The organism is Bradyrhizobium nitroreducens, from assembly GCF_002776695.1.
GTDB classification, from domain to species: domain Bacteria; phylum Pseudomonadota; class Alphaproteobacteria; order Rhizobiales; family Xanthobacteraceae; genus Bradyrhizobium; species Bradyrhizobium nitroreducens.
In genome coordinates, this window is sequence record NZ_LFJC01000003.1 from 5,358,432 (window position 1) to 5,376,644 (window position 18,213).

The 18,213-nt window shown below is 66.0% G+C and carries 14 protein-coding genes; 5 read left to right on the plus strand and 9 right to left on the minus strand.

Annotated elements, in window-relative coordinates:
• The first annotated feature begins 312 nt into the window (after positions 1-312).
• A complete protein-coding gene (locus TSA1_RS25805; protein ID WP_174719073.1) occupies positions 313-1,206 on the plus strand; it encodes a MipA/OmpV family protein in 894 nt (297 codons plus the stop codon).
• A gap of 3 nt (positions 1,207-1,209) precedes the next feature.
• Positions 1,210-1,950: a hypothetical protein gene (locus TSA1_RS25810; RefSeq protein WP_100178785.1), complete on the plus strand. Its 741-nt coding sequence runs from the start codon at positions 1,210-1,212 to the stop codon at positions 1,948-1,950.
• 59 nt (positions 1,951-2,009) lie between these two features.
• On the opposite strand, the gene garD is transcribed toward TSA1_RS25810, so the two are convergent.
• The 8 genes from garD to TSA1_RS25850 form a co-directional block, all read right to left on the minus strand.
• Positions 2,010-3,551, minus strand: coding sequence for a galactarate dehydratase (gene garD / locus TSA1_RS25815; protein ID WP_100181344.1), 1,542 nt, complete (start codon positions 3,549-3,551; stop codon positions 2,010-2,012).
• Positions 3,552-3,675: 124 nt separating this feature from the next.
• Positions 3,676-5,124: an aldehyde dehydrogenase family protein gene (locus TSA1_RS25820; RefSeq protein ID WP_100178786.1), complete on the minus strand. Its 1,449-nt coding sequence runs from the start codon at positions 5,122-5,124 to the stop codon at positions 3,676-3,678.
• Positions 5,125-5,172: 48 nt separating this feature from the next.
• Complete coding sequence (gudD, locus tag TSA1_RS25825) at positions 5,173-6,531, minus strand: glucarate dehydratase (protein ID WP_100178787.1); 1,359 nt, start codon at positions 6,529-6,531, stop codon at positions 5,173-5,175.
• A 26-nt stretch (positions 6,532-6,557) separates the two neighbouring features.
• Entirely contained in the window at positions 6,558-7,502 is a 945-nt protein-coding gene (kdgD, locus tag TSA1_RS25830) for a 5-dehydro-4-deoxyglucarate dehydratase (protein ID WP_100181345.1), read from the minus strand.
• Between the two features lie 134 nt (positions 7,503-7,636).
• On the minus strand, positions 7,637-8,542 hold the full coding sequence (locus tag TSA1_RS25835; protein WP_100178788.1) for a LysR family transcriptional regulator: 906 nt from the start codon (positions 8,540-8,542) through the stop codon (positions 7,637-7,639).
• Between the two features lie 123 nt (positions 8,543-8,665).
• A complete protein-coding gene (locus tag TSA1_RS25840) occupies positions 8,666-10,018 on the minus strand; it encodes an MFS transporter (RefSeq protein ID WP_100181346.1) in 1,353 nt (450 codons plus the stop codon).
• Between the two features lie 318 nt (positions 10,019-10,336).
• A complete protein-coding gene (locus TSA1_RS25845) occupies positions 10,337-12,289 on the minus strand; it encodes an SGNH/GDSL hydrolase family protein (RefSeq protein WP_100178789.1) in 1,953 nt (650 codons plus the stop codon).
• Between the two features lie 84 nt (positions 12,290-12,373).
• Positions 12,374-13,456 (minus strand): lysylphosphatidylglycerol synthase transmembrane domain-containing protein, encoded by a 1,083-nt coding sequence (locus TSA1_RS25850; RefSeq protein WP_100178790.1) that lies wholly within the window; start codon positions 13,454-13,456, stop codon positions 12,374-12,376.
• Between the two features lie 429 nt (positions 13,457-13,885).
• Here TSA1_RS25850 and TSA1_RS25855 point away from each other — a divergent pair, with 429 nt between their 5' ends.
• Both TSA1_RS25855 and TSA1_RS25860 read left to right on the plus strand, forming a co-directional pair.
• Positions 13,886-14,392, plus strand: a complete 507-nt coding sequence (locus TSA1_RS25855; RefSeq protein ID WP_100178791.1) for a YciE/YciF ferroxidase family protein — start codon at positions 13,886-13,888, stop codon at positions 14,390-14,392.
• A gap of 223 nt (positions 14,393-14,615) precedes the next feature.
• Positions 14,616-17,015 carry a bifunctional diguanylate cyclase/phosphodiesterase gene (locus tag TSA1_RS25860; protein WP_100178792.1) on the plus strand — a complete coding sequence of 800 codons (2,400 nt, stop codon included), beginning with the start codon at positions 14,616-14,618 and terminating at the stop codon, positions 17,013-17,015.
• 61 nt (positions 17,016-17,076) lie between these two features.
• Here the strand turns inward: TSA1_RS25860 and TSA1_RS25865 are convergent, their stop codons facing one another.
• Positions 17,077-17,511 (minus strand): hypothetical protein, encoded by a 435-nt coding sequence (locus tag TSA1_RS25865; protein WP_100178793.1) that lies wholly within the window; start codon positions 17,509-17,511, stop codon positions 17,077-17,079.
• 79 nt (positions 17,512-17,590) lie between these two features.
• Here TSA1_RS25865 and TSA1_RS25870 point away from each other — a divergent pair, with 79 nt between their 5' ends.
• Entirely contained in the window at positions 17,591-18,172 is a 582-nt protein-coding gene (locus TSA1_RS25870) for a hypothetical protein (protein WP_100178794.1), read from the plus strand.
• The last annotated feature ends 41 nt before the right edge of the window (positions 18,173-18,213 follow it).

Genomic DNA, 18,213 nt, shown 5'->3' on the forward strand with positions numbered 1-18,213 from the left:
GACCCCGAGCGTAACGCTCCCTGGCCGACGTCTGGGTGCTTCGGCTCGTGCGCAGAGTTCCCATTAAGGCAGCGAGCTGGGCGAATCGAAGGCAGGAACGCGGGCGCGGACAGACGCCGCCGGCCGAAGTTTCCGGACAGGGGCACGCCCCGGCAATGTTCGGGCAATGTTGATCCTGCGGCGCGCGTGTCGGCAATGGACGAAGGCGGCGGTTTCGCCCTGCAATCTTGGGGCAATTTAGCCGGATCATATGCTGGGGCTCCAGCCACACGTATCAGACCAGGCCAGCATGGCCGGTCCGGGGCCCTGTAAATGAAGCATCTTGACGAAGCCGCTCTCGACCCTGCGGGGAGCGCGCGGCAGATATCGCTGACCACTTTTCTCGCCGTACTCGGCGCGGTCATCGCGATCCCTCAATCCGCCCGCGCGCAGACGGCGTTCACGCTGCCGGCTCCGCCGTTCGACCTGCCGCTGCTGCCTTCGCCCTCCGGCAACTGGACCGTCATGGTCGGCATCGGCGGAGAGTACACGCCCGATTTCGTCGGGGCGAAGAACGGGAAGTTCGTCCCGATCCCGATCTTCACCATCCGCCGCGCCGGATCGATCGACCAGTTTCGCGGGCCGCGCGACAGCGCCAGCATCGCGCTGCTCGACGTCGGCAATTTCCGCGCCGGGCCCGCGTTCAAATACGTCGCCTCGCGCAAGGCCGACAAATATGCCGAGCTGACTGGCCTTGGCGACGTCAAGGCAGCGTACGAGCTCGGCGGCTTCGTCGAATATTATCCGGTCGACTGGCTGCGCCTGCGCAGCGAATTGCGCCAGGGCATGGGCGGCCATACCGGGACGGTGGCCGATGTCTCCGCCGACGTCATCGTGCCGCTGATCCAGAGGCTCACGATCTCGGCCGGCCCGCGCTTCACCTGGAAGAGCACCAAGGCGACCGCTCCCTATTTCGGCGTCGACGCGGCGCAGGCGCTGGCGTCGGGGTTGCCGACATACGATGCCAAGGGCGGCGCGCATTCGGTCGGCTTCGGCAGCCAGGTCTCCTATCGCATCAATCCGCAGTGGGAGGTCCACGCCTATGTCGAATACGAGAAGCTGCTCGGCGATGCCGCGGACAGCCCGCTGGTGAAGCTGCGGGGGTCGTCGAACCAGACCACCGTTGGCATCGGTGCGTCCTATTCGTTCGACTTCAGGATTCGATAGGCGATGCGCAGCAGAATTATCCTGGCTCTCGCCTGTGCGATCGCGTCCGCCGTCCTCGGTGCTGCCGCGGCGTTCGAGACGCGCGCGACGAAACTCCAGGCGATCAAGACCCTCGGCATCGTCTCGGCCATCGGCGAGGAGATGAGCCTGACGCAAGCCGGCCTGACCGGGCTCGGCAACACCGCGCAAAGCCTCTCGATCAGCGCCTGGGGACTGGACGAGCTGATCGTCCAGCAGGCGACGAAGCTCTTGAGCGGACGCTTTCGCGTGCAACCGGTGAGCTACAGGCGCGCCGCGTTCGCCGCCGTCAGGGATTCGGCGGTTGCGCCCGTCAATCTACTGCGCAGCGATCCGTTCAAGGAGCTGGTTCGCAGCGATGTAACGCCCCAGGGGCTCGATGCCTACGTCGTCATCACCCGGGCAAGATCGAAGCTCGGCAACGGCCGCAACGTCGAGGGCGTCGGGCTCGCCGAATACCGGACGCTGCTGGCGGATTACGGCCTGATTCATGCGCTGTACGAAGTCCGGATCATCGACGGCAAGGCGTTAGACGTGATCGAGAAGCGTGCGGCCGCGCCGCTCGACAACACCGGGACCGTGCGGATTGCCGGCCCGAGCGGCCCGGTCGACGAGACGCTTGGGGGGGCAGCGTCGAGCGAGCGGCTGCGCGCCGCGGTCGTGGACCTCATCACGCGCAGCCTTCCTGTCACGCTGGGCGACATGCACCTGATCGACAGCCAGTGAGGTTCCATCTTGACGCGTTTTCTTCAAGCGAACCGGTATCCACTTCGCTCGAAAACGCTTCAGGTCACCGGCGCCGGATTGAACAGCGTGAGATCGTTGTGGATGCCCCAGCGGTCCGACCACGGCTTGGTGCGGCCGGAGGCGACATCGAGGATCAGGCGGAACAGGTCCCAGCCGCATTCCTCGATGGTCTTCTCGCCGGTGGCGATGCTGCCCGAATCGAAGTCGATCAGGTCCTTCCAGCGCCGCGCCAGCTCGCTGCGGGTCGCGACCTTGATCACGGGCGCGGCCGCGAGGCCGTAAGGCGTGCCGCGGCCGGTGGTGAACACCTGCAGCGTCATGCCGGAGGCGAGCTGCAGCGTGCCGCAGATGAAATCGCTCGCGGGCGTTGCCGCGAACAGCATGCCCTTTTGCGTCGCCTTCTCGCCCGGCGAGAGCACGCCGGTGATCGCGGTGGAGCCGGACTTGACGATCGAGCCGAGCGACTTCTCGACGATGTTGGCAAGGCCGCCCTTCTTGTTGCCGGGTGTGGTGTTGGCACTGCGGTCGGCGCCGCCGCGGGCCAGATATGAATCGTACCAGGCCATCTCGCGCACCAGCGCGCGGCCGACCTCCTCGTTGATGGCGCGCCGGGTGAGCAGCTGGATGGCGTCGCGCACCTCCGTCACTTCGGAGAACATCACGGTGGCGCCGGCGCGCACCAGGAGGTCTGCGGCAAAGCCGACGGCGGGATTGGCGGTGACGCCGGAGAAGGCGTCGCTGCCGCCGCATTGCAGGCCGATGACGAGATCGGCGGCCGGACAGGTCTCGCGCTTGCGCTTGTCGAGGATTTTCAGGCGGGCTTCCGCCTGCGTCATGATCGCATCGACGATCGCACCGAAGCCGTCGAAGGCCTCGTCCTGCATGCGCACGATGGCATCGCTGACGCCTTCCGGCACCAGGCGTTCGGGGGCAAGCTTCTCGCAGCCGAGGCTGATGACCAAAATCTCGCCGCCGAAATTCGGGTTCAGCGCGATGTTCTGCAGCGTGCGGATCGGAACGACGGCATCGGGAGCATTGATCGCGACGCCGCAGCCGTAAGCATGCGTCAGCGGCACCACGTCGTCGACGTTGGGATACTTCGGCAGCAGCTCGGCGCGGATGCGCTTGACCGCATATTCCATCGTGCCCTTGACGCATTGCACGGAGGAGGAGATGCCCAGAATGTTTTTCGTGCCGACCGAGCCGTCCGGATTGCGATAACCTTCGAAGGTGAAGCCTTCGAGCGGCGGCAGCGGCGCGGGTACGGCGGTGGAGATTTCGAGCTTGTCGAGGTCGGGGGCCTCCGGCATGCGGATGCGGGCCTCGTCGACCCATTCGCCGGCCAGGATCGGCGACAGTGCGTAGCCGATGATCTCGCCATAGCGGATGATCGGTGCGCCTTCCGCGATATCGACCAGCGCCGTCTTGTGCCCCTGCGGCACGAAGGCGCGCAGCGTCAGGCCGCTGGCAAAGCGGGAGCCGGCGGGAAGCCCGAAATCATTGACCACGATCGCGACATTGTCGCGCTCGTTGAGCTTGATGTAGCGGGGCTGTTCTTTTGCTGCGACGTCCTGGTCCATGTACACTTGCCTCCGCAGCCGTAGGATGGGCAAAGGCGCAATGCGCCGTGCCCACCATGCTTCACATCGAACGTAAGCGGTGGGCACGCTTCGCTTTGCCCACCCTACGAGATCTTCCCCGTGGTCAGCCCGGGAACGTGTAAGCCGTCTTCACCGTCGTATAGAACTCGCGCGCGTAGGAGCCCTGCTCGCGGGCGCCGTAGCTCGAGCCCTTCCGGCCGCCGAACGGCACGTGATAGTCGACGCCGGCGGTCGGCAGATTGACCATCACCATGCCGGACTCGCTGTTGCGCTTGTAGTGCGAGGCGTATTTCAGGCTGGTGGTGCAGATGCCGGAGGCCAGGCCAAACTCGGTGTCGTTGGAGATCGCGAGCGCCTCTTCGTAGTTCTTGGCGCGGATGACGGCGGCGACCGGGCCAAAGATCTCCTCACGCGCGATGCGCATGTTGTTGTTGGCTTCGGTGAACAGCGCCGGCTGGAGGTAATGGCCGGGGTTCTCGCGCTTGAGCAGCTCGCCGCCGAAGGCGAGCTTGGCGCCTTCGTCCTGGCCGATCTTGATGTAGCGCAGATCCTGGTCGAGCTGGCTCTGGTCGACCACGGGGCCGATATGCACGCCGGCCTTGAGTGCGTCGTCCACCGACAGGCTGTTCAGCCGCTCGGCCACCGCCGCGACGAAGCGGTCGTGGATGCCTTCGGTCACGATCAGGCGCGAGGAGGCGGTGCAGCGCTGGCCCGTCGAGAAATAGGCGCCGTTGACGGCAACCTCGACGGCGGTCTTGAGGTCGGCGTCGTCGAGCACGACCAGCGGATTCTTGCCGCCCATCTCGAGCTGGAATTTCTTCATCGGGTTCGACAGCACGCAGGCCTGCGCGATCTTGCGCCCCGTCTGCACCGAGCCGGTGAAGGAGATCGCGGCGACATCCGGGTGATCGAGCAGGGTCTGGCCGACGACGGAGCCGGAGCCGACCACGAGGTTGAACACGCCGGCGGGAATGCCGGAGCGGGTGATGATCTCGGCCAGCGCGTGACCCGAGCCCGGCACCAGCTCAGCCGGCTTGAACACCACGGTGTTGCCGTAGCAGAGCGCCGGGGCGATCTTCCACGCGGGAATCGCGATCGGGAAATTCCAGGGCGTGATCATGCCGACGACGCCGACCGGCTCGCGGGTGAGCTCGACGTCGAGGCCGGGCCGGACCGAAGCGCCCTTCTCGCCGATCAGGCGCAGCGCTTCACCGGCGAAGAACGCAAAGATCTGGCCGGCGCGGGCGACCTCGCCGATGCCTTCCGGCAGCGTCTTGCCTTCCTCGCGCGCGAGCAGGCGGCCGAGCTCTTCCTTGCGGGCGAGGATTTCGAGCGAAATCTTGTTCAGCGCGTCGAAGCGCGCCTGCGGCGTCGACTGCGACCAGGCGGGGAAGGCGGCCTTGGCGGCGGCGATGGCCTTCTCGGTCTGCGCCTTGTCGGCCTTGGCGTATTCACCGACGACGTCGTTGGTGTTGGAGGGATTGATGTTCCTGGTGACGCCGGAGCCGTCGACCCACTCGCCGCCGATGAAGTTCTTCAGGATCGCAGTCATCGTTTCCTCCAAGTCATTTAAGGGGCAGGATCCTTATCAGGATCACGCCTAACGCACGAGGCAGGGACGCTTGTCGTCGAAGGTCCAGCCTGGGATCAGGTCCTGCATGGCAATAGCGTCATCACGGGCGCCAAGTCCATGCTGCTTGTAGAGGTCATGCGCCGCATCGATGGCGGCTCTGTCGATTTCGATACCCAGGCCCGGCCTATCAGGGACGGCTATCTTGCCGCCCTTGATCTGGAGCGGCTCCCTGGTCAGGGCCTGGCCGTCCTGCCAGATCCAGTGGGTGTCGATCGCCGTGACCTTGCCGGGGGCGGCTGCGCCGACATGGGTGAACATGGCCAGCGAAATGTCGAAGTGGTTGTTGGAGTGCGAGCCCCAGGTCAGGCCGTTGTCGCGGCAGGTCTGGGCGACCCGCACCGAGCCCTGCATGGTCCAGAAATGGGGATCGGCCAGCGGAATGTCCACCGCGCCGAGGCGTAGTGCATGGGAGAGCTGACGCCAGTCGGTCGCGATCATGTTGGTCGCGGTCGGCAGGCCCGTGGCGCGGCGGAACTCGGCCATGATCTCGCGGCCGGAGAAGCTGCCTTCCGCGCCGCAGGGGTCCTCGGCATAGGCGAGGATGCCGTGCATGTCCTTGCAGAGGCTGATCGCCTCGTCCAGCGACCAGGCGCCGTTGGGGTCGAGCGTCACGCGCGCGTTCGGAAAACGCTTGGCGATGGCGGTGACGGCCTCGATCTCCTGCTCGCCGCGCAGCACGCCGCCCTTCAGCTTGAAATCGGCGAAGCCGTAATGGTCGTGGGTGGCTTCCGCGAGCCGCACCACGGTGTCCGGCGTCATCGCCTCCTGATGGCGGAGGTTGAACCACTCAGGCTTGCCAGTTTCGCCCGTGACGTAGTCGAGCTTGCTCTTGCGCCGGTCGCCGACGAAGAAGAGATAGCCGAGCGTCTCGACGCTGTTGCGCTGCTGGCCTTCGCCGAGCAGGGCCGCGACCGGCAGGCCGAGATGCTGACCCAGCAGATCGAGCAGCGCGGATTCGACCGCGGTGACCGCGTGGATCATCACGCGCAGGTCGAACGTCTGCTTGCCGCGGCCGCCGGCGTCACGGTCGGCGAAGGCGGTCCTGATATCGGCGAGGATGTTGTTCATCGCGCCGACGGTCTTGCCGATCACGAGGTCGCGGGCGTCCTGGAGCGTCTGCCAGATCTTCTGCCCGCCCGGCACCTCGCCGACGCCGGTGTGGCCGGCATTGTCGGTGAGGATGACGATGTTGCGGGTGAAGAACGGCGCATGCGCGCCGCTGAGGTTGAGGAGCATGCTGTCGCGGCCCGCGACCGGGATCACCTGCATCGCTGTTACGACCGGTGCGCCAGCGACTTGCGCGCCGGAAATCTCGGTCAGGGCCATCCTACGCTCCTCACTGTTGTTATCAGTTATTCCGCCGCCTGTTGTGTCGATCGGATGGCGGGCAGATTCTTCACCAACGCGGCCAACTCTGCAATCTCCTGCTCGGTGAGATCGGTCAGTGGCGGACGGACCGGGCCGGAGTCGCGGCCGATCACCTTCATGCCGGCCTTGATGATCGAGACCGCATAGCCCTTCTTGCGGTTGCGGATCGCGATCAGCGGCAGGATGAAGTCCTTCAGCCCGGCATGGATCGTCGCATGGTCGCGCTTGCGCACGGCGGCGTAGAAATTGGTGGCGAATTCCGGAACGAAGTTGAACACGGCGGAGGAATAGGTCGTCACGCCCATGTCGAGATAGGGCAACGCAAAGGTCTCCGCGGTCGGCAGGCCGCCGACATAGGTGAGGCGGTCGCCGAGCTTGGTGTAGACGCGGGTCATCAGCTCGATGTCGCCGATGCCGTCCTTGTAGCCGACCAGGTTCGGGCAGCGCTCGGCAAGGCGCGCCAGCGTGTCGGGCTGCAGGATGGCGTTGTCACGGTTGTAGACGATGACGCCGATCTTCACGGCGGCGCAGACCGCCTCGACATGGGCGGCAAGGCCGTCCTGCTCGGCATGGGTGAGATAGGGCGGCAGCAGCAAGAGGCCGTCGGCGCCGGCCTTTTCCGCACCGATCGCGATCTCGCGGGCGATCGCGGTGCCGTAGCCGGTGCCGGCGAGCACGGGCACGCGGCCCTTGGTCTCCTCGACGGCGACCTTGACGACTTCAGGAACCTCGGTCGGGGTCAGCGAGAAGAACTCGCCGGTGCCGCCGGCGGCGAACAGGCCGGCAACATCATAGCCGCACAGCCAGTCCATGTTGGCGCGGTAGGTCGCCTCGTCGAAGGAGTAGTCCGCCCTGAACGGCGTGACGGGAAAGGACAGGAGGCCCGAACCGATCTTCTGGGCCATTTCCTGCGGGGTCATCTTGCTCACGGGCGCTGCTCCCTTGATTAGCGTGTTGTGGCGGACGCGGGCCTTAAGGGCCGGCGCGTCCATGCGCCGTGGTTTAAGAGACCGTTCGATGCGGGTCCAAGCCAAAGCCTATATCGACCGATGCGGATTGAGCATCAATCCTCCACCACCTCCGCGGACGACAATTCACCGGCGATCTTGACCAGCGCCGAGAGCAGCGGATTCTCGTCGTCGCGGCGCCAGACCATGAACAGCTCGACCGGCACGCGGCCCCGCAGCTTCAGCGGCCGCAGCCGGACGTCGGAGATCTTCAGGCCCGCGGCCGCAGCCGGCACGATGGCAAGGCCGAGACCGGCGCGCACCATGGCCAGGATCGAGTGGATCTGGCTGAGGTGCTGGACATAGCGCGGCAGCACGTCGGCGCGGGTGAATTGCGCCACCAGGAGATCGTGGAAGTAGCGGCTCTCATACGGCGAATACATCACGAAGGGCTGGTCGTCGAAATCCTTGATGGTGATGCTCTCGGCGTTCGCCAGCGGATGCTTCTTCGGGATGGCGGCGAGCAGCGGCTCGGCGACGACGCGGCGGCTGGCGACTTCGGGACGCGCGATCGGCGGCCTGAGCAGGCCGGCGTCGATCTGGCCTGACGTGAGCGCCTCGAACTGGTCGCCCGACACCATCTCCTTTAGCGAGAAGTCGACTTCGGGCAGCTTGGCGCGGCACGCCGCGACGAGCTCGGGTAGGAAACCGTAGGCGGCGGCAGCGGTGAAGCCGATCTTCAGCGAGCCGGTCTTGCCGAGCGCGATGCGGCGGGCGACTTGCGAAGCGCTTTCCGCAAGCTTGAGGATGCGCCGCGCCTCGGGGAGGAAGCTGCGCCCCGCCGGCGTCAGGCGTACCGACCGGCTGGTGCGTTCCAGCAGCGGCGCGTCGATGATGTGCTCGAGCACCTGGATCTGCCGGGACAACGGCGGCTGGGTCATGTTCAGCCGCAGAGCGGCGCGGCCGAAATGCAATTCCTCCGCCACCGTGACGAAACAGCGGAGCTGGTTGAGGTCGAACATCGATACATGCCTTAGATGAATAAGGCGTTTCCCCGGGACTTCTAGCATCGATCACCCCCAAAACAAAGACGGCGGCTTTTTGGGCCGCCGTTGAGTTGCCTGGTCAAGCTCCCATGGGAGCCCTCAGGAGGAACGTTTGAGCGTCACCCGCTCGATCTTGCCGACGATGACGAGATAGGCGAACGCCGCCACCAGAGCGTTGAGGCCGACGAACACCAGCGCGCCGTTGAACGAGCCGGTCGCGGCCAGGATGTAGCCGATCACGATCGGGGTGGTGATCGAGGAGAGGTTGCCGAAAGTGTTGAACAGGCCGCCGGAGACGCCGCCGGCCTCCTTCGGCGAGGTGTCGGAGACGACCGCCCAGCCGAGCGCGCCGATGCCCTTGCCGAAGAAGGCGAGGGCCATGAAGCCGACCACCAGCGCCTGTCCGTCGACATAGTTGCAGGCGATGATCGACATCGAGAGCAGCATGCCGCCGACGATCGGGATCTTGCGCGCCATGGTCAGCGAGCCGGTCCGGCGCAGGATCGCATCCGAGATGACGCCGCCGAGCACGCCGCCGATGAATCCGCAGAGCGCGGGCAGCGTCGCCACGAAGCCGGCCTGCAGGATCGACAGGCCGCGCTCCTTGACGAGGTAGACCGGAAACCAGGTCAGGAAGAAATAGGTCAGCGTGTTGATGCAGTACTGGCCGAGATAGACGCCGAGCATCATGCGGTTGGAGAGCAGCTGGCGGATGTGGTCCCATCCGGAGCCGGCCTCGGGCGCACGCACGCGCGGCAGATCGTCCCTGGGCGCGTCGAGATCGACCAGCGCGCCACCGTCCTTGATGTAGTCGAACTCGGCCTCGTTGATCGAAGGATGCTCCTTCGGGCCGTAGATGGTCTTGAGCCAGACGAAGCCCATGACGATGCCAAGCGCGCCCATCACGAAGAACACGAAGCGCCAGCCGTAGGAATGCGCGATCCAGCCCATCAGCGGGGCGAAGATCACGGTGGCGAAATACTGCCCCGAATTGAAGAAGGCTGACGCGGTGCCGCGCTCGTTGCCCGGAAACCACGCCGCGACGATGCGGGCGTTCGCTGGGAAGGATGGTGCTTCCGCAACGCCGACGAGCAGGCGAAGTGCGAACAGCACGACGACGGCCGTGCCGGCGCTGAGGAAGCCGACCCAGCCCTGCATCAGCGTGAACAGCGACCAGATGATGATGCTGAAGGCATAGACGAGGCGCGAGCCGTAGCGGTCGAGCAGCCAGCCGCCGGGTACCTGCGCCGCGACATAGGACCAGCCGAACGCCGAGAATATCCAGCCCATGGCGACCGGATCGAGATGCAGCTCCTTGGAGAGCGCGGGGCCGGCGATCGACAGCGTGGCGCGGTCGGCATAATTCACTGTGGTGACCAGGAACAACATGGTCACGATGAACAGCCTGACGCGAGACCTCCTCGCGTCCGCTGCGGACACCACTGCGCTCATCGGCGCCTCCTTGAAGTCGAACATTTCCTCAAGGCGACTCCTAGAGGCGCGCGCGGCGAAGTGTCCAAGTTCAAGGGAGTATCGATCAATGCCGTTTTTGGATTGATGGAACGGCAGGGGAGGGGAAGATCGCGGCGATGGCGAATGCGGGAGTGCAGCCAATAGTCGCGCCGCGCTGCACCACACACTCCGCTGGATTCCCCGCGAAGGCGGGGAATCCAGTACGCCGCGGCGCCTCGATTCATCACGACCGTCACGGCGTACTGGGTCGCACGATCAAGTCGGGCGATGACGCTGATTGTGTGGAGGCAGCGTGAACTACTGCTGCGCGCTCGGCAACAGTTGCGGCAAAAACCCGCGCGTCACGCCCGGCGGCGCGGCATCGAGACCGAGCACCGCGCTCGCGGCCGGCAGGGCCGCATCCGCCATCGCCGCATGCCCCTCCGCGCTCGGATGCACCGCGCCGCCATAGACGGCGGAGAGCACGCCCCAGGTCGCGTCGTGGATGTCGGTCGGCTGGCTCGCCGCCGGCAACCCTTGCGGATAGGTCATCGCGGCGAAATAGCTGTCATTGGCGTCGCGGATCCAGCGCGCGCGGGGCAAATAGGCGCGGTATTCCGAGGCGCCGCGGCCGCACAGCATCGGCTGGCTCGCCGCGCTGACGATGTCAGGGTTGAAGCTCTGGCCGTTCTCGGCAAAGCAGGCGCGATCGAATTCGGGGTCGTTGCCGGAATGCGCGCAGAAGCCGTGATCGCCGAACGCGGCCTGATGCGCATCGACGAAGGTCATGCGGTCGGCCTCGGGATCGCGGCACAGCGCGCCGCGCGTGCAGGTGGCGAGGCCCTTCAGCTGCGGCAGGAATTCAGTGTCGACGAAGGTCGAGACGCGGGCAAGGCGCTGCGGATCGGCGTTGAAGGCCGGATGGATGTCGAAGCCGGCGCGGCCGCCGCGGCAGGGAACGCCGCCGTCGGCGAGCGCAGGGTTGGCGTATGAGGTATAGACCACGTGCGACAGGTCGCCGCCGACCAGAGGCTTCAGCGCCTCGCGCAGCTTGACAAAATTCTGCGGCAGCTCGCGCGCCAGCGCGTCGCGGGAATCGTCGACGCTCGCCATCACGCCGGAGCGGCGGAACAGCGCCCGTTCGGTCGCGGTCTCGACGATGACGTCGGCGACGAGGCCCGAGAAATAGACGTCGTTGGCGCCGACCGACAGCAGCACGAGATCGAGCGTGCGGTCGGGCTGGCGCTTCTTCGCCGCGGTGAGCGCCTCGCGCAGCTCGGCGACCTGCGCGTTCACGCTGGTGTTGCAGACGCCGGTCTTGCCGGGCGGGCATTCGCGGGCGCGTTGCGAGCCGAGCAGGCCGTCGCCGATGCTTGCGCCGGTGCAGGCGAGCGGCAGATAGGTCACCGCGATGTGGGTGTAGCGCACCGCGAGTGCGAGCGCGGTGCGCGTCTGGTAGCTGTAGAGCGAGCGGTGGCAGGGCGAGTTGAACCAGAGCGCGCTGTAGCGTTGCCAGTTGGCGAGCGTGTCGGGTGCCTCGCAGGCGCGGCCGCCCTTGAAGCCGTGCCGGCTCGGCCGATAGTACTGCGCGCCCGCAGTGCCCAGATAGGAGCGGAAGCAGAAACCTTCGTCGGACAGGGCGAGCGGCCGGTCCGGATTGCCTTCGCCGGAGGCGATGCTGTCCCCGAGGCCGGCGACGAAGATGTCGCGGACCTGGATCTCGGTCTGGATGCGCTGGCTGGGATCGGCGCCGGAGGAGACGTCGACGGTCGCGACCGTCTGCTTGCCGTAGCGGACGCGCAGATTGATCGGCTCGGCGCAGTCGAAGGTCGATTGCTGCGGCCCATCGCCGTCGTCGAACGACCAGGCGCAGGTGGCGCCGACCGGCACGGCGCCCGTGAGGCGCACGGTGACGGGATGGTCGATCGGGGTGAGGTAGTTTTCCTTGGTGTTGTCGCGGGTGCAGGGCTGGTTGACGCGGCCCTGAAGGTCGATGCAGAGCCGATTGACCATGTTGCGGGCCCAGCCGCGGCCCTCGCTCTGGAGCTCCAGCGACTGTTCGGCGGCGAGGATGCTGCGGTTGCGCGCGTTCTCGACATGGAGCAGGAAGTCGCGCTCCTCGCGGAACAGCCGGAAGCGGTTACGCACCTCCCAACTGATCTGCAGGGGGCCGGCATCCTGAGCGGCGGCATGCTCGGCCGGCAAGACGGTCAAAAGCCCGGCCAGCAGCAGGGCGCCGGCGGAAAGGTTACGAAGCAATACAGGGATCATGGCCCGCGTCTTCAACGGCAAAGTTGAGGCGGAAATAAGAGAGGATTGCGCGCCCGTCCGCAACCTTCGTCTCGGCGCCCGCCCTTACCGCTTGTTGGCCTGCCGCAGCGCCCGCTCGCGCTCCATGGCCGCCACCTGCTTGGGCAGATTGGCCTGCGCGCAGGCTTCCGCCAGCCGCCGCCGCTCCTGCCAGGGTTCGACCACGTTCATCCAGAGCTCGCGCGTGCCCATGATGGAGATGGCGAGGCCGAACGGGATCACGAAATAGAGGATGCGGAACACCAGCAGCGTCGCCAGAAGCTGCTCGCGGCCGAATTCCGGCAGCGCCAGCAGCATGGCGGCATCGAACACGCCGATCGAGCCGGGCGCGTGGCTGGCGAAGCCGAGCAGCGTCGCCAGGATGAACACCACCGCGAGCGACAGGAAGTCGATCGGCGGATTGGCCGGCATCAGGAGGTACATCGCCGTGGCGCAGAAGCCGAGATCGACCACGCCGATCAGGATCTGGACCAGCGTCAGCGGCGCCGAGGGCAGCACCACCTTCCAGCCCTTCTGGCCGAGCTCGCGCCGCTTCTCGCCCATGACGAGCCAGACGAGATAGGCTCCGATCGAGGCGAGCCCGCCGAGCGCGATCAGCCGGTTGAGCGACGACGGCAGCTGATCCATCGAGGATGCCGCATCCGGGTGGATCGCCATGCCGATCGAGAGCACGAAGATGTTACCGAGCCAGAAGGTCAGGCCCGACAGGAAGCAAATCTTGGCGACGTCGATCGCGTTCAGCCCGTAGTCCGAATAGATCCGGAAACGGATCGCCCCGCCGGTGAAGACGGTGGCGCCGATATTGTGGCCGATCGAATAGGACGTGAAGCTGGAAAGCGCGGCGATGCGATAAGGCACGTGCTTCTTGCCGATCGTTCGCAATGCAAAAAAGTCGTAAAAGGTCAGCGTGCAGAACGCGAAAAACACGCACACCGCCGCCAGCCCGATGCTGCCGCGGGGAATCTCGGTCAACGCCGTCAGGATGACCCCGGTATCGATGCCCTTGAGGGTCCGCACCAGCGAGGTGATCGCGAAGGCGATGATGAAGATGCTCGCGGCAACTCCAAGCCGTCGCCAGCCGATCCATCTCTTGAAGCCGCGTTGCAGCGCGGGCAGCAATCCGTGCATTCATCCTCCCGGCGGGGGGCAAAGACCGACCGGGCCAGGCATTGGCCAGTCGGGCGCGATCACGGCCAAAGGCAGGCATCGATCGCTAGGCATGATCCAGCTCATTTAATGCAAAAACAGCGGCTTGTGCAGCCCTTGACAACAATAGGTTCTGCGCTGGACCGGCGCTTTTGTCATATGCGGTTCACATCGAAGGCGCGTTAAGCATATGAGTCGAGATACCGGGCTCGGATCGCGTGTCCGTACGGCCAGCACCATCTCAGATTCTGGCGCCGCCGGCATTGTTCCAGCGCAAGCGACACCGGCATTTTTGGAACGCCGGTCCCGCGCGCTCGTTAGCCTCCATCAGCAATCGAACATGGCAGGAATAACCGGCTTTTCATGCACGCCGGCGCCTCCGTGTTCCCGAAACCATAGAGGATCGGAACGATGGGACTGTTTACAAAAGACATCAAAACCATGAACGACCTGTTCGTGCATCAGCTCCAGGACATCTATTACGCCGAGCTGCAGTTGACCAAGGCGCTGCCGAAGATGGCCAGCAAGGCCACCGATCCGCAACTCAAGCAGGGCTTTTTGACGCATCTCGAGGAAACCAAGCAGCACGTCACGCGGCTCGAGGAAGTCTTCAAGATGCACGGCGTCGCTGCGAAGGCGGTCGACTGCCCGGCGATCGACGGCATCATCGAGGAAGCCGTCGAGACCGCAAGCGAGGTCGCCGGCAAGGCGGTGCTCGACGCCGCGCTGATCAACGCGGCGCAGGCCGCCGAACATTACGAGATCGTGCGCTACGGCAGCCTGATCGCCTGGGCCAAGCAGCTCGGCCGCAACGACTGCGCCAGCGTGCTCGCCAAGACGCTCGAGGAGGAAAAGGCGACCGACAAGAAACTGACGACGCTTGCCGAAAGCAAGGTGAACCTGCGCGCGGCCAGTTGATGAAGGTCTAGTGATGGAAGCGCCGCGCGGTCGTCATCTGCGCGGCGCGCCCCTTACCACGGGGATCGTCCGTTCATCATAATCGGTCTCGGTGTTCCCGCGAGGGATGAACAATCCGAGTGATTGAACACATCTTCCGTTCACCATTGCCGCAACAGTCGCGTAGCCGGTTACCACCTGTCCACATTGATCGGGTCAAGTGCGGGTCCACCAGAGGCCCGCAATGCATCAAGTTCTCTACTGTCTCACCGAAGAGCACGATTTACGGCTCGTCGCGCTTGGCGGCGCGGTCTGTCTGCTCGCCAGCGCGGCGGCGATCAGCCTGTTCCACCGGGCGCGCGCGACGCGCGGCCTCGGGCGTCTGGTCTGGCTCGGTCTCGACGCCGCCGTCAGCGGATGTGGCATCTGGGCGACGCATTTCATCGCGATGCTCGCCTACGGACCGGGAGGCGCGGGCGCCTACAACATCCCGGTGACCATCCTGTCGCTGATCTTTGCGATCTCCGTCACGTTCGTGGGGCTGAGCATTGCCGTCTCGTCTTCGCGCGCGGTGTGGATCGTCGTTGGCGGTGCCATCGTCGGCAGCGGTGTCGCGGCGATGCATTACACCGGCATGGCGGCGCTGGAGATACCGGCGCGGGTGGGCTGGATCGGAAGCACGGTCGCCGTCTCGGTGCTGTCAGGAATTCTCTTCGCTGCGCTCGCACTGTTCGTGGCCGCGCGACGCGACGACCTCCCTCATGCCCTGACGGCGACGGCCCTGCTGACGATCGCCATCGTCGCGCATCATTTCACCGCCATGGGCGCGGTGCACCTGACGCCGGATCCGACGCGTGCGATCAGCGGCCTGTCGATCGCGCCGGCCTCGCTGTCCTTCCTCACCGCCAGCGCTGCGGTCGCGATCATTGCGATCGCGCTCGTGGCCGCGCTGCTCGACCGCCGCGCCAGGAGCGAGTTGGGCGCCCAGCAAATGGTGCTGGACTCGGCGCTCGAGAACATGTCGCAGGGGCTTTGCATGTTCGACGCGGACGGCAAGGTCATCCTGTTCAACGAGCGCTACGCGGCAATGCTTCGCCGCACCGACGTCGCGCTGACCGGCCGTCTGTTGATCGACGTGCTGAGGGACGAGCAGGCCAGGGGCGAGTGGCAGGGCGACGCGGACGAGTTCTTCGCCCGCCTCGTCGCCGACGCGCGCGAGGGCCGCACCACGACCGACGTCGTCAGCCGGTTCGGCCGCTCGATCCGGGTGGTCAATCAGCCGATGCAGGGCGGCGGCTGGGTCGCCACCTTCGAGGACATCACCGAATGGCTGGAGGCGCAGGCCAAGATCTCGCACATGGCGCGCCATGACGCGCTGACCGGTCTGCCGAACCGCGTGCTGTTCCACGAGCAGCTCGAGCAGGGGCTGCGACGGGCCGGCTCGGGCGATCAGCTCGCGGTGCTCTGTCTCGATCTCGATCACTTCAAGGACATCAACGACTCGCTCGGCCATCCCATCGGCGACGCCTTGTTGAAGGAGGTCGGCCGCAGGCTCATGGAGACGGTCGGCGACAGCGACACCGTGGCCCGGCTTGGCGGCGACGAGTTTGCCGTGGTCCAGATCGGCCGGTCCGAGGAGACCGCTGCGCGATCCCTTGCCGGCCGTCTGGTCGAGGTCACCTCGGCGCCTTACGAGATCGACGGTCATCAGATCCTGATCGGCGTCTCGATCGGCATCTCGCTGTCGCCGCAGGACGGCAGCAATCCGGACGAACTCCTGAAGAACGCCGACCTCGCGCTCTACCGCGCCAAGGCGGACGGCCGCGGCACCTATCGCTTCTTCGAAACCGGTATGGATGCCCGCGCGCAGGCGCGGCGCCTCCTGGAAATGGATCTGCGGACGGCGCTGCAACGGAGCGAGTTCGAGGCCTATTACCAGCCGATCCGCGACGTCGTCAGCGGTCGCGTCGTTGCCTTCGAGGCGCTGCTGCGCTGGAATCATCCGCAGCGCGGCCTGATCTCTCCCATCGATTTCATCCCGCTCGCCGAGGAGACCGGGCTGATCGTCCAGCTCGGTGAATTCGTGCTGCGCGCCGCCTGTACCGACGCGGCCACCTGGCCAGACGACGTCGACCTCGCCGTCAACCTGTCGCCGGTCCAGTTCAAGAATCCGAACCTGATCGCATCGGTGACCGAGGCGTTGGCCGCCTCGGGACTCGATGCGCGGCGCCTCGAGCTCGAGATCACCGAATCGGTACTGCTGCAGAACAGCGAGGCGACGCTGGCAACCCTGCACGAGCTGCGCGGCATCGGACTACGGATCTCGCTCGATGATTTCGGCACCGGCTATTCCTCGCTGAGCTATCTGCGCAGCTTCCCGTTCGACAAGATCAAGATCGACCGCAGCTTCGTGTCGGAGCTGGCGACGCGCGAGGATTCCATGGCGATCATCCGTGCCGTGACGGGCCTTGGCCGCAGCCTCGGGATCGTCACCACGGCGGAAGGCGTCGAGAACGACGCCCAGCTCGAGCTGCTCCGGCGCGAGGGCTGTGACCAGGCCCAGGGCTATCTGTTCAGCAAGCCGCGTCCGGCCTCCGACGTGTCGATCATGCTGGGCCGCCCGCGGCTGCTGGCGTCGGCGTGAGGCGACTATTGTTGAGCATGATCTGTCCGGAAAACCGCTTCACGCTTTTCCGGATCATGCTCTAGCCGCGGCGCAGCGCGAAATGGGCGCCGCAGAAAGCCATGACGGCGCCGAGGCACAGCGCGGCGAGGCCGGCCAGCACGCCCGAGACGGTCGGGATCGGGCTCGGCGCGGAGGCCGCCTGACCTGCGCCTGCGAGCAGCAGCACGCCGACCGCGATCAGGAACTGGCGCATCCGCTGCGGAATCTGGCCGTCGGCGGCGCTCTGCATCAACGTCGCGGTGAAATAGCCGCCGGAGAATCCGACCGTGGCGATCAGCCACCAGGCGATCGCAGCGCCGGCGGGGATGAACTCGTGCGTGTCGGAGCGCCAGAGCCCGCCGAGGTCGAGCCCGTAGCGCGCGCCCAGCATGTGCACCGCGAGTGCCAGCAGCACGCCGGAGATCATGGCGGCGCCGAGAATCAGGCGGCGCGGAAAAAAGGTCGTCTCAACCATGCCTCGCTTGTAGGATGGGCGAGGGCGATCGCGCAAGCGGATCGCCGAGGGGATGGCGCGGACGGGATAGATTGTCGCGATGCAGGTTTCAGATGCCGATCCGGCCACGAGCTACGCCTACAAGGCGTCGCTGATCGGCTCGGCGCATCGCTTCGAGCTGACCGAGCAGGGGCTGTCCTGGCACATCGGCGGCCGATCTGGCCTGTGGCCTTATGACGAGATCGGCGCGATCCGGCTGTCGTTCCGCCCGGTCTCGATGCAGCAGCACCGCTTTCGCGCCGATGTCACTCACAGCAGCGGCCGCCGCATCGCGATCCTGTCGACGAGCTGGCAGACCGCGGCGCTGATGGCGCCGCAGGACAATGGCTTTCGCGCCTTCATCGTCGAACTGCATGCGCGGATGGCCAAGGCCGGCAGCCGCGCGGTGCTGACCGCAGGCCTCGGCCGCAGCACATATGCGGCGGTGCTGGCATTCCTCGCGGTGCTGACCGTGGCGATGGCGGGCCTGTTGATCCGCGCCCTGGTGATCGGCGAGTTTGCCGGCGCGCTGTTCATCCTCGGCTTTGCCGCGCTGTTCGCCTGGCAGGTCGGCGGCTTCGTGCGGCGCAACCAGCCGCAGAGCTATCGCTTCGATCAGGTGCCGCGCGCCCTGCTGCCCTAGGTGCAATCGGTCGCAATCAAACGTGACTTCGCGCAACTGCG

Excerpts from the sequence above, each read along its gene's own strand:
- TSA1_RS25805 (WP_174719073.1), top strand. The coding sequence starts at position 313 with ATGAAGCATCTTGACGAAGCCGCTCTCGACCCTGCGGGGAGCGCGCGG.
- TSA1_RS25810 (WP_100178785.1), top strand. The coding sequence starts at position 1,210 with ATGCGCAGCAGAATTATCCTGGCTCTCGCCTGTGCGATCGCGTCCGCC.
- garD (WP_100181344.1), bottom strand. The coding sequence starts at position 3,551 with ATGGACCAGGACGTCGCAGCAAAAGAACAGCCCCGCTACATCAAGCTC.
- TSA1_RS25820 (WP_100178786.1), bottom strand. The coding sequence starts at position 5,124 with ATGACTGCGATCCTGAAGAACTTCATCGGCGGCGAGTGGGTCGACGGC.
- gudD (WP_100178787.1), bottom strand. The coding sequence starts at position 6,531 with ATGGCCCTGACCGAGATTTCCGGCGCGCAAGTCGCTGGCGCACCGGTC.
- TSA1_RS25835 (WP_100178788.1), bottom strand. The coding sequence starts at position 8,542 with ATGTTCGACCTCAACCAGCTCCGCTGTTTCGTCACGGTGGCGGAGGAA.
- TSA1_RS25840 (WP_100181346.1), bottom strand. The coding sequence starts at position 10,018 with ATGAGCGCAGTGGTGTCCGCAGCGGACGCGAGGAGGTCTCGCGTCAGG.
- TSA1_RS25845 (WP_100178789.1), bottom strand. The coding sequence starts at position 12,289 with ATGATCCCTGTATTGCTTCGTAACCTTTCCGCCGGCGCCCTGCTGCTG.
- TSA1_RS25850 (WP_100178790.1), bottom strand. The coding sequence starts at position 13,456 with ATGCACGGATTGCTGCCCGCGCTGCAACGCGGCTTCAAGAGATGGATC.
- TSA1_RS25855 (WP_100178791.1), top strand. The coding sequence starts at position 13,886 with ATGGGACTGTTTACAAAAGACATCAAAACCATGAACGACCTGTTCGTG.
- TSA1_RS25860 (WP_100178792.1), top strand. The coding sequence starts at position 14,616 with ATGCATCAAGTTCTCTACTGTCTCACCGAAGAGCACGATTTACGGCTC.
- TSA1_RS25865 (WP_100178793.1), bottom strand. The coding sequence starts at position 17,511 with ATGGTTGAGACGACCTTTTTTCCGCGCCGCCTGATTCTCGGCGCCGCC.
- TSA1_RS25870 (WP_100178794.1), top strand. The coding sequence starts at position 17,591 with ATGCAGGTTTCAGATGCCGATCCGGCCACGAGCTACGCCTACAAGGCG.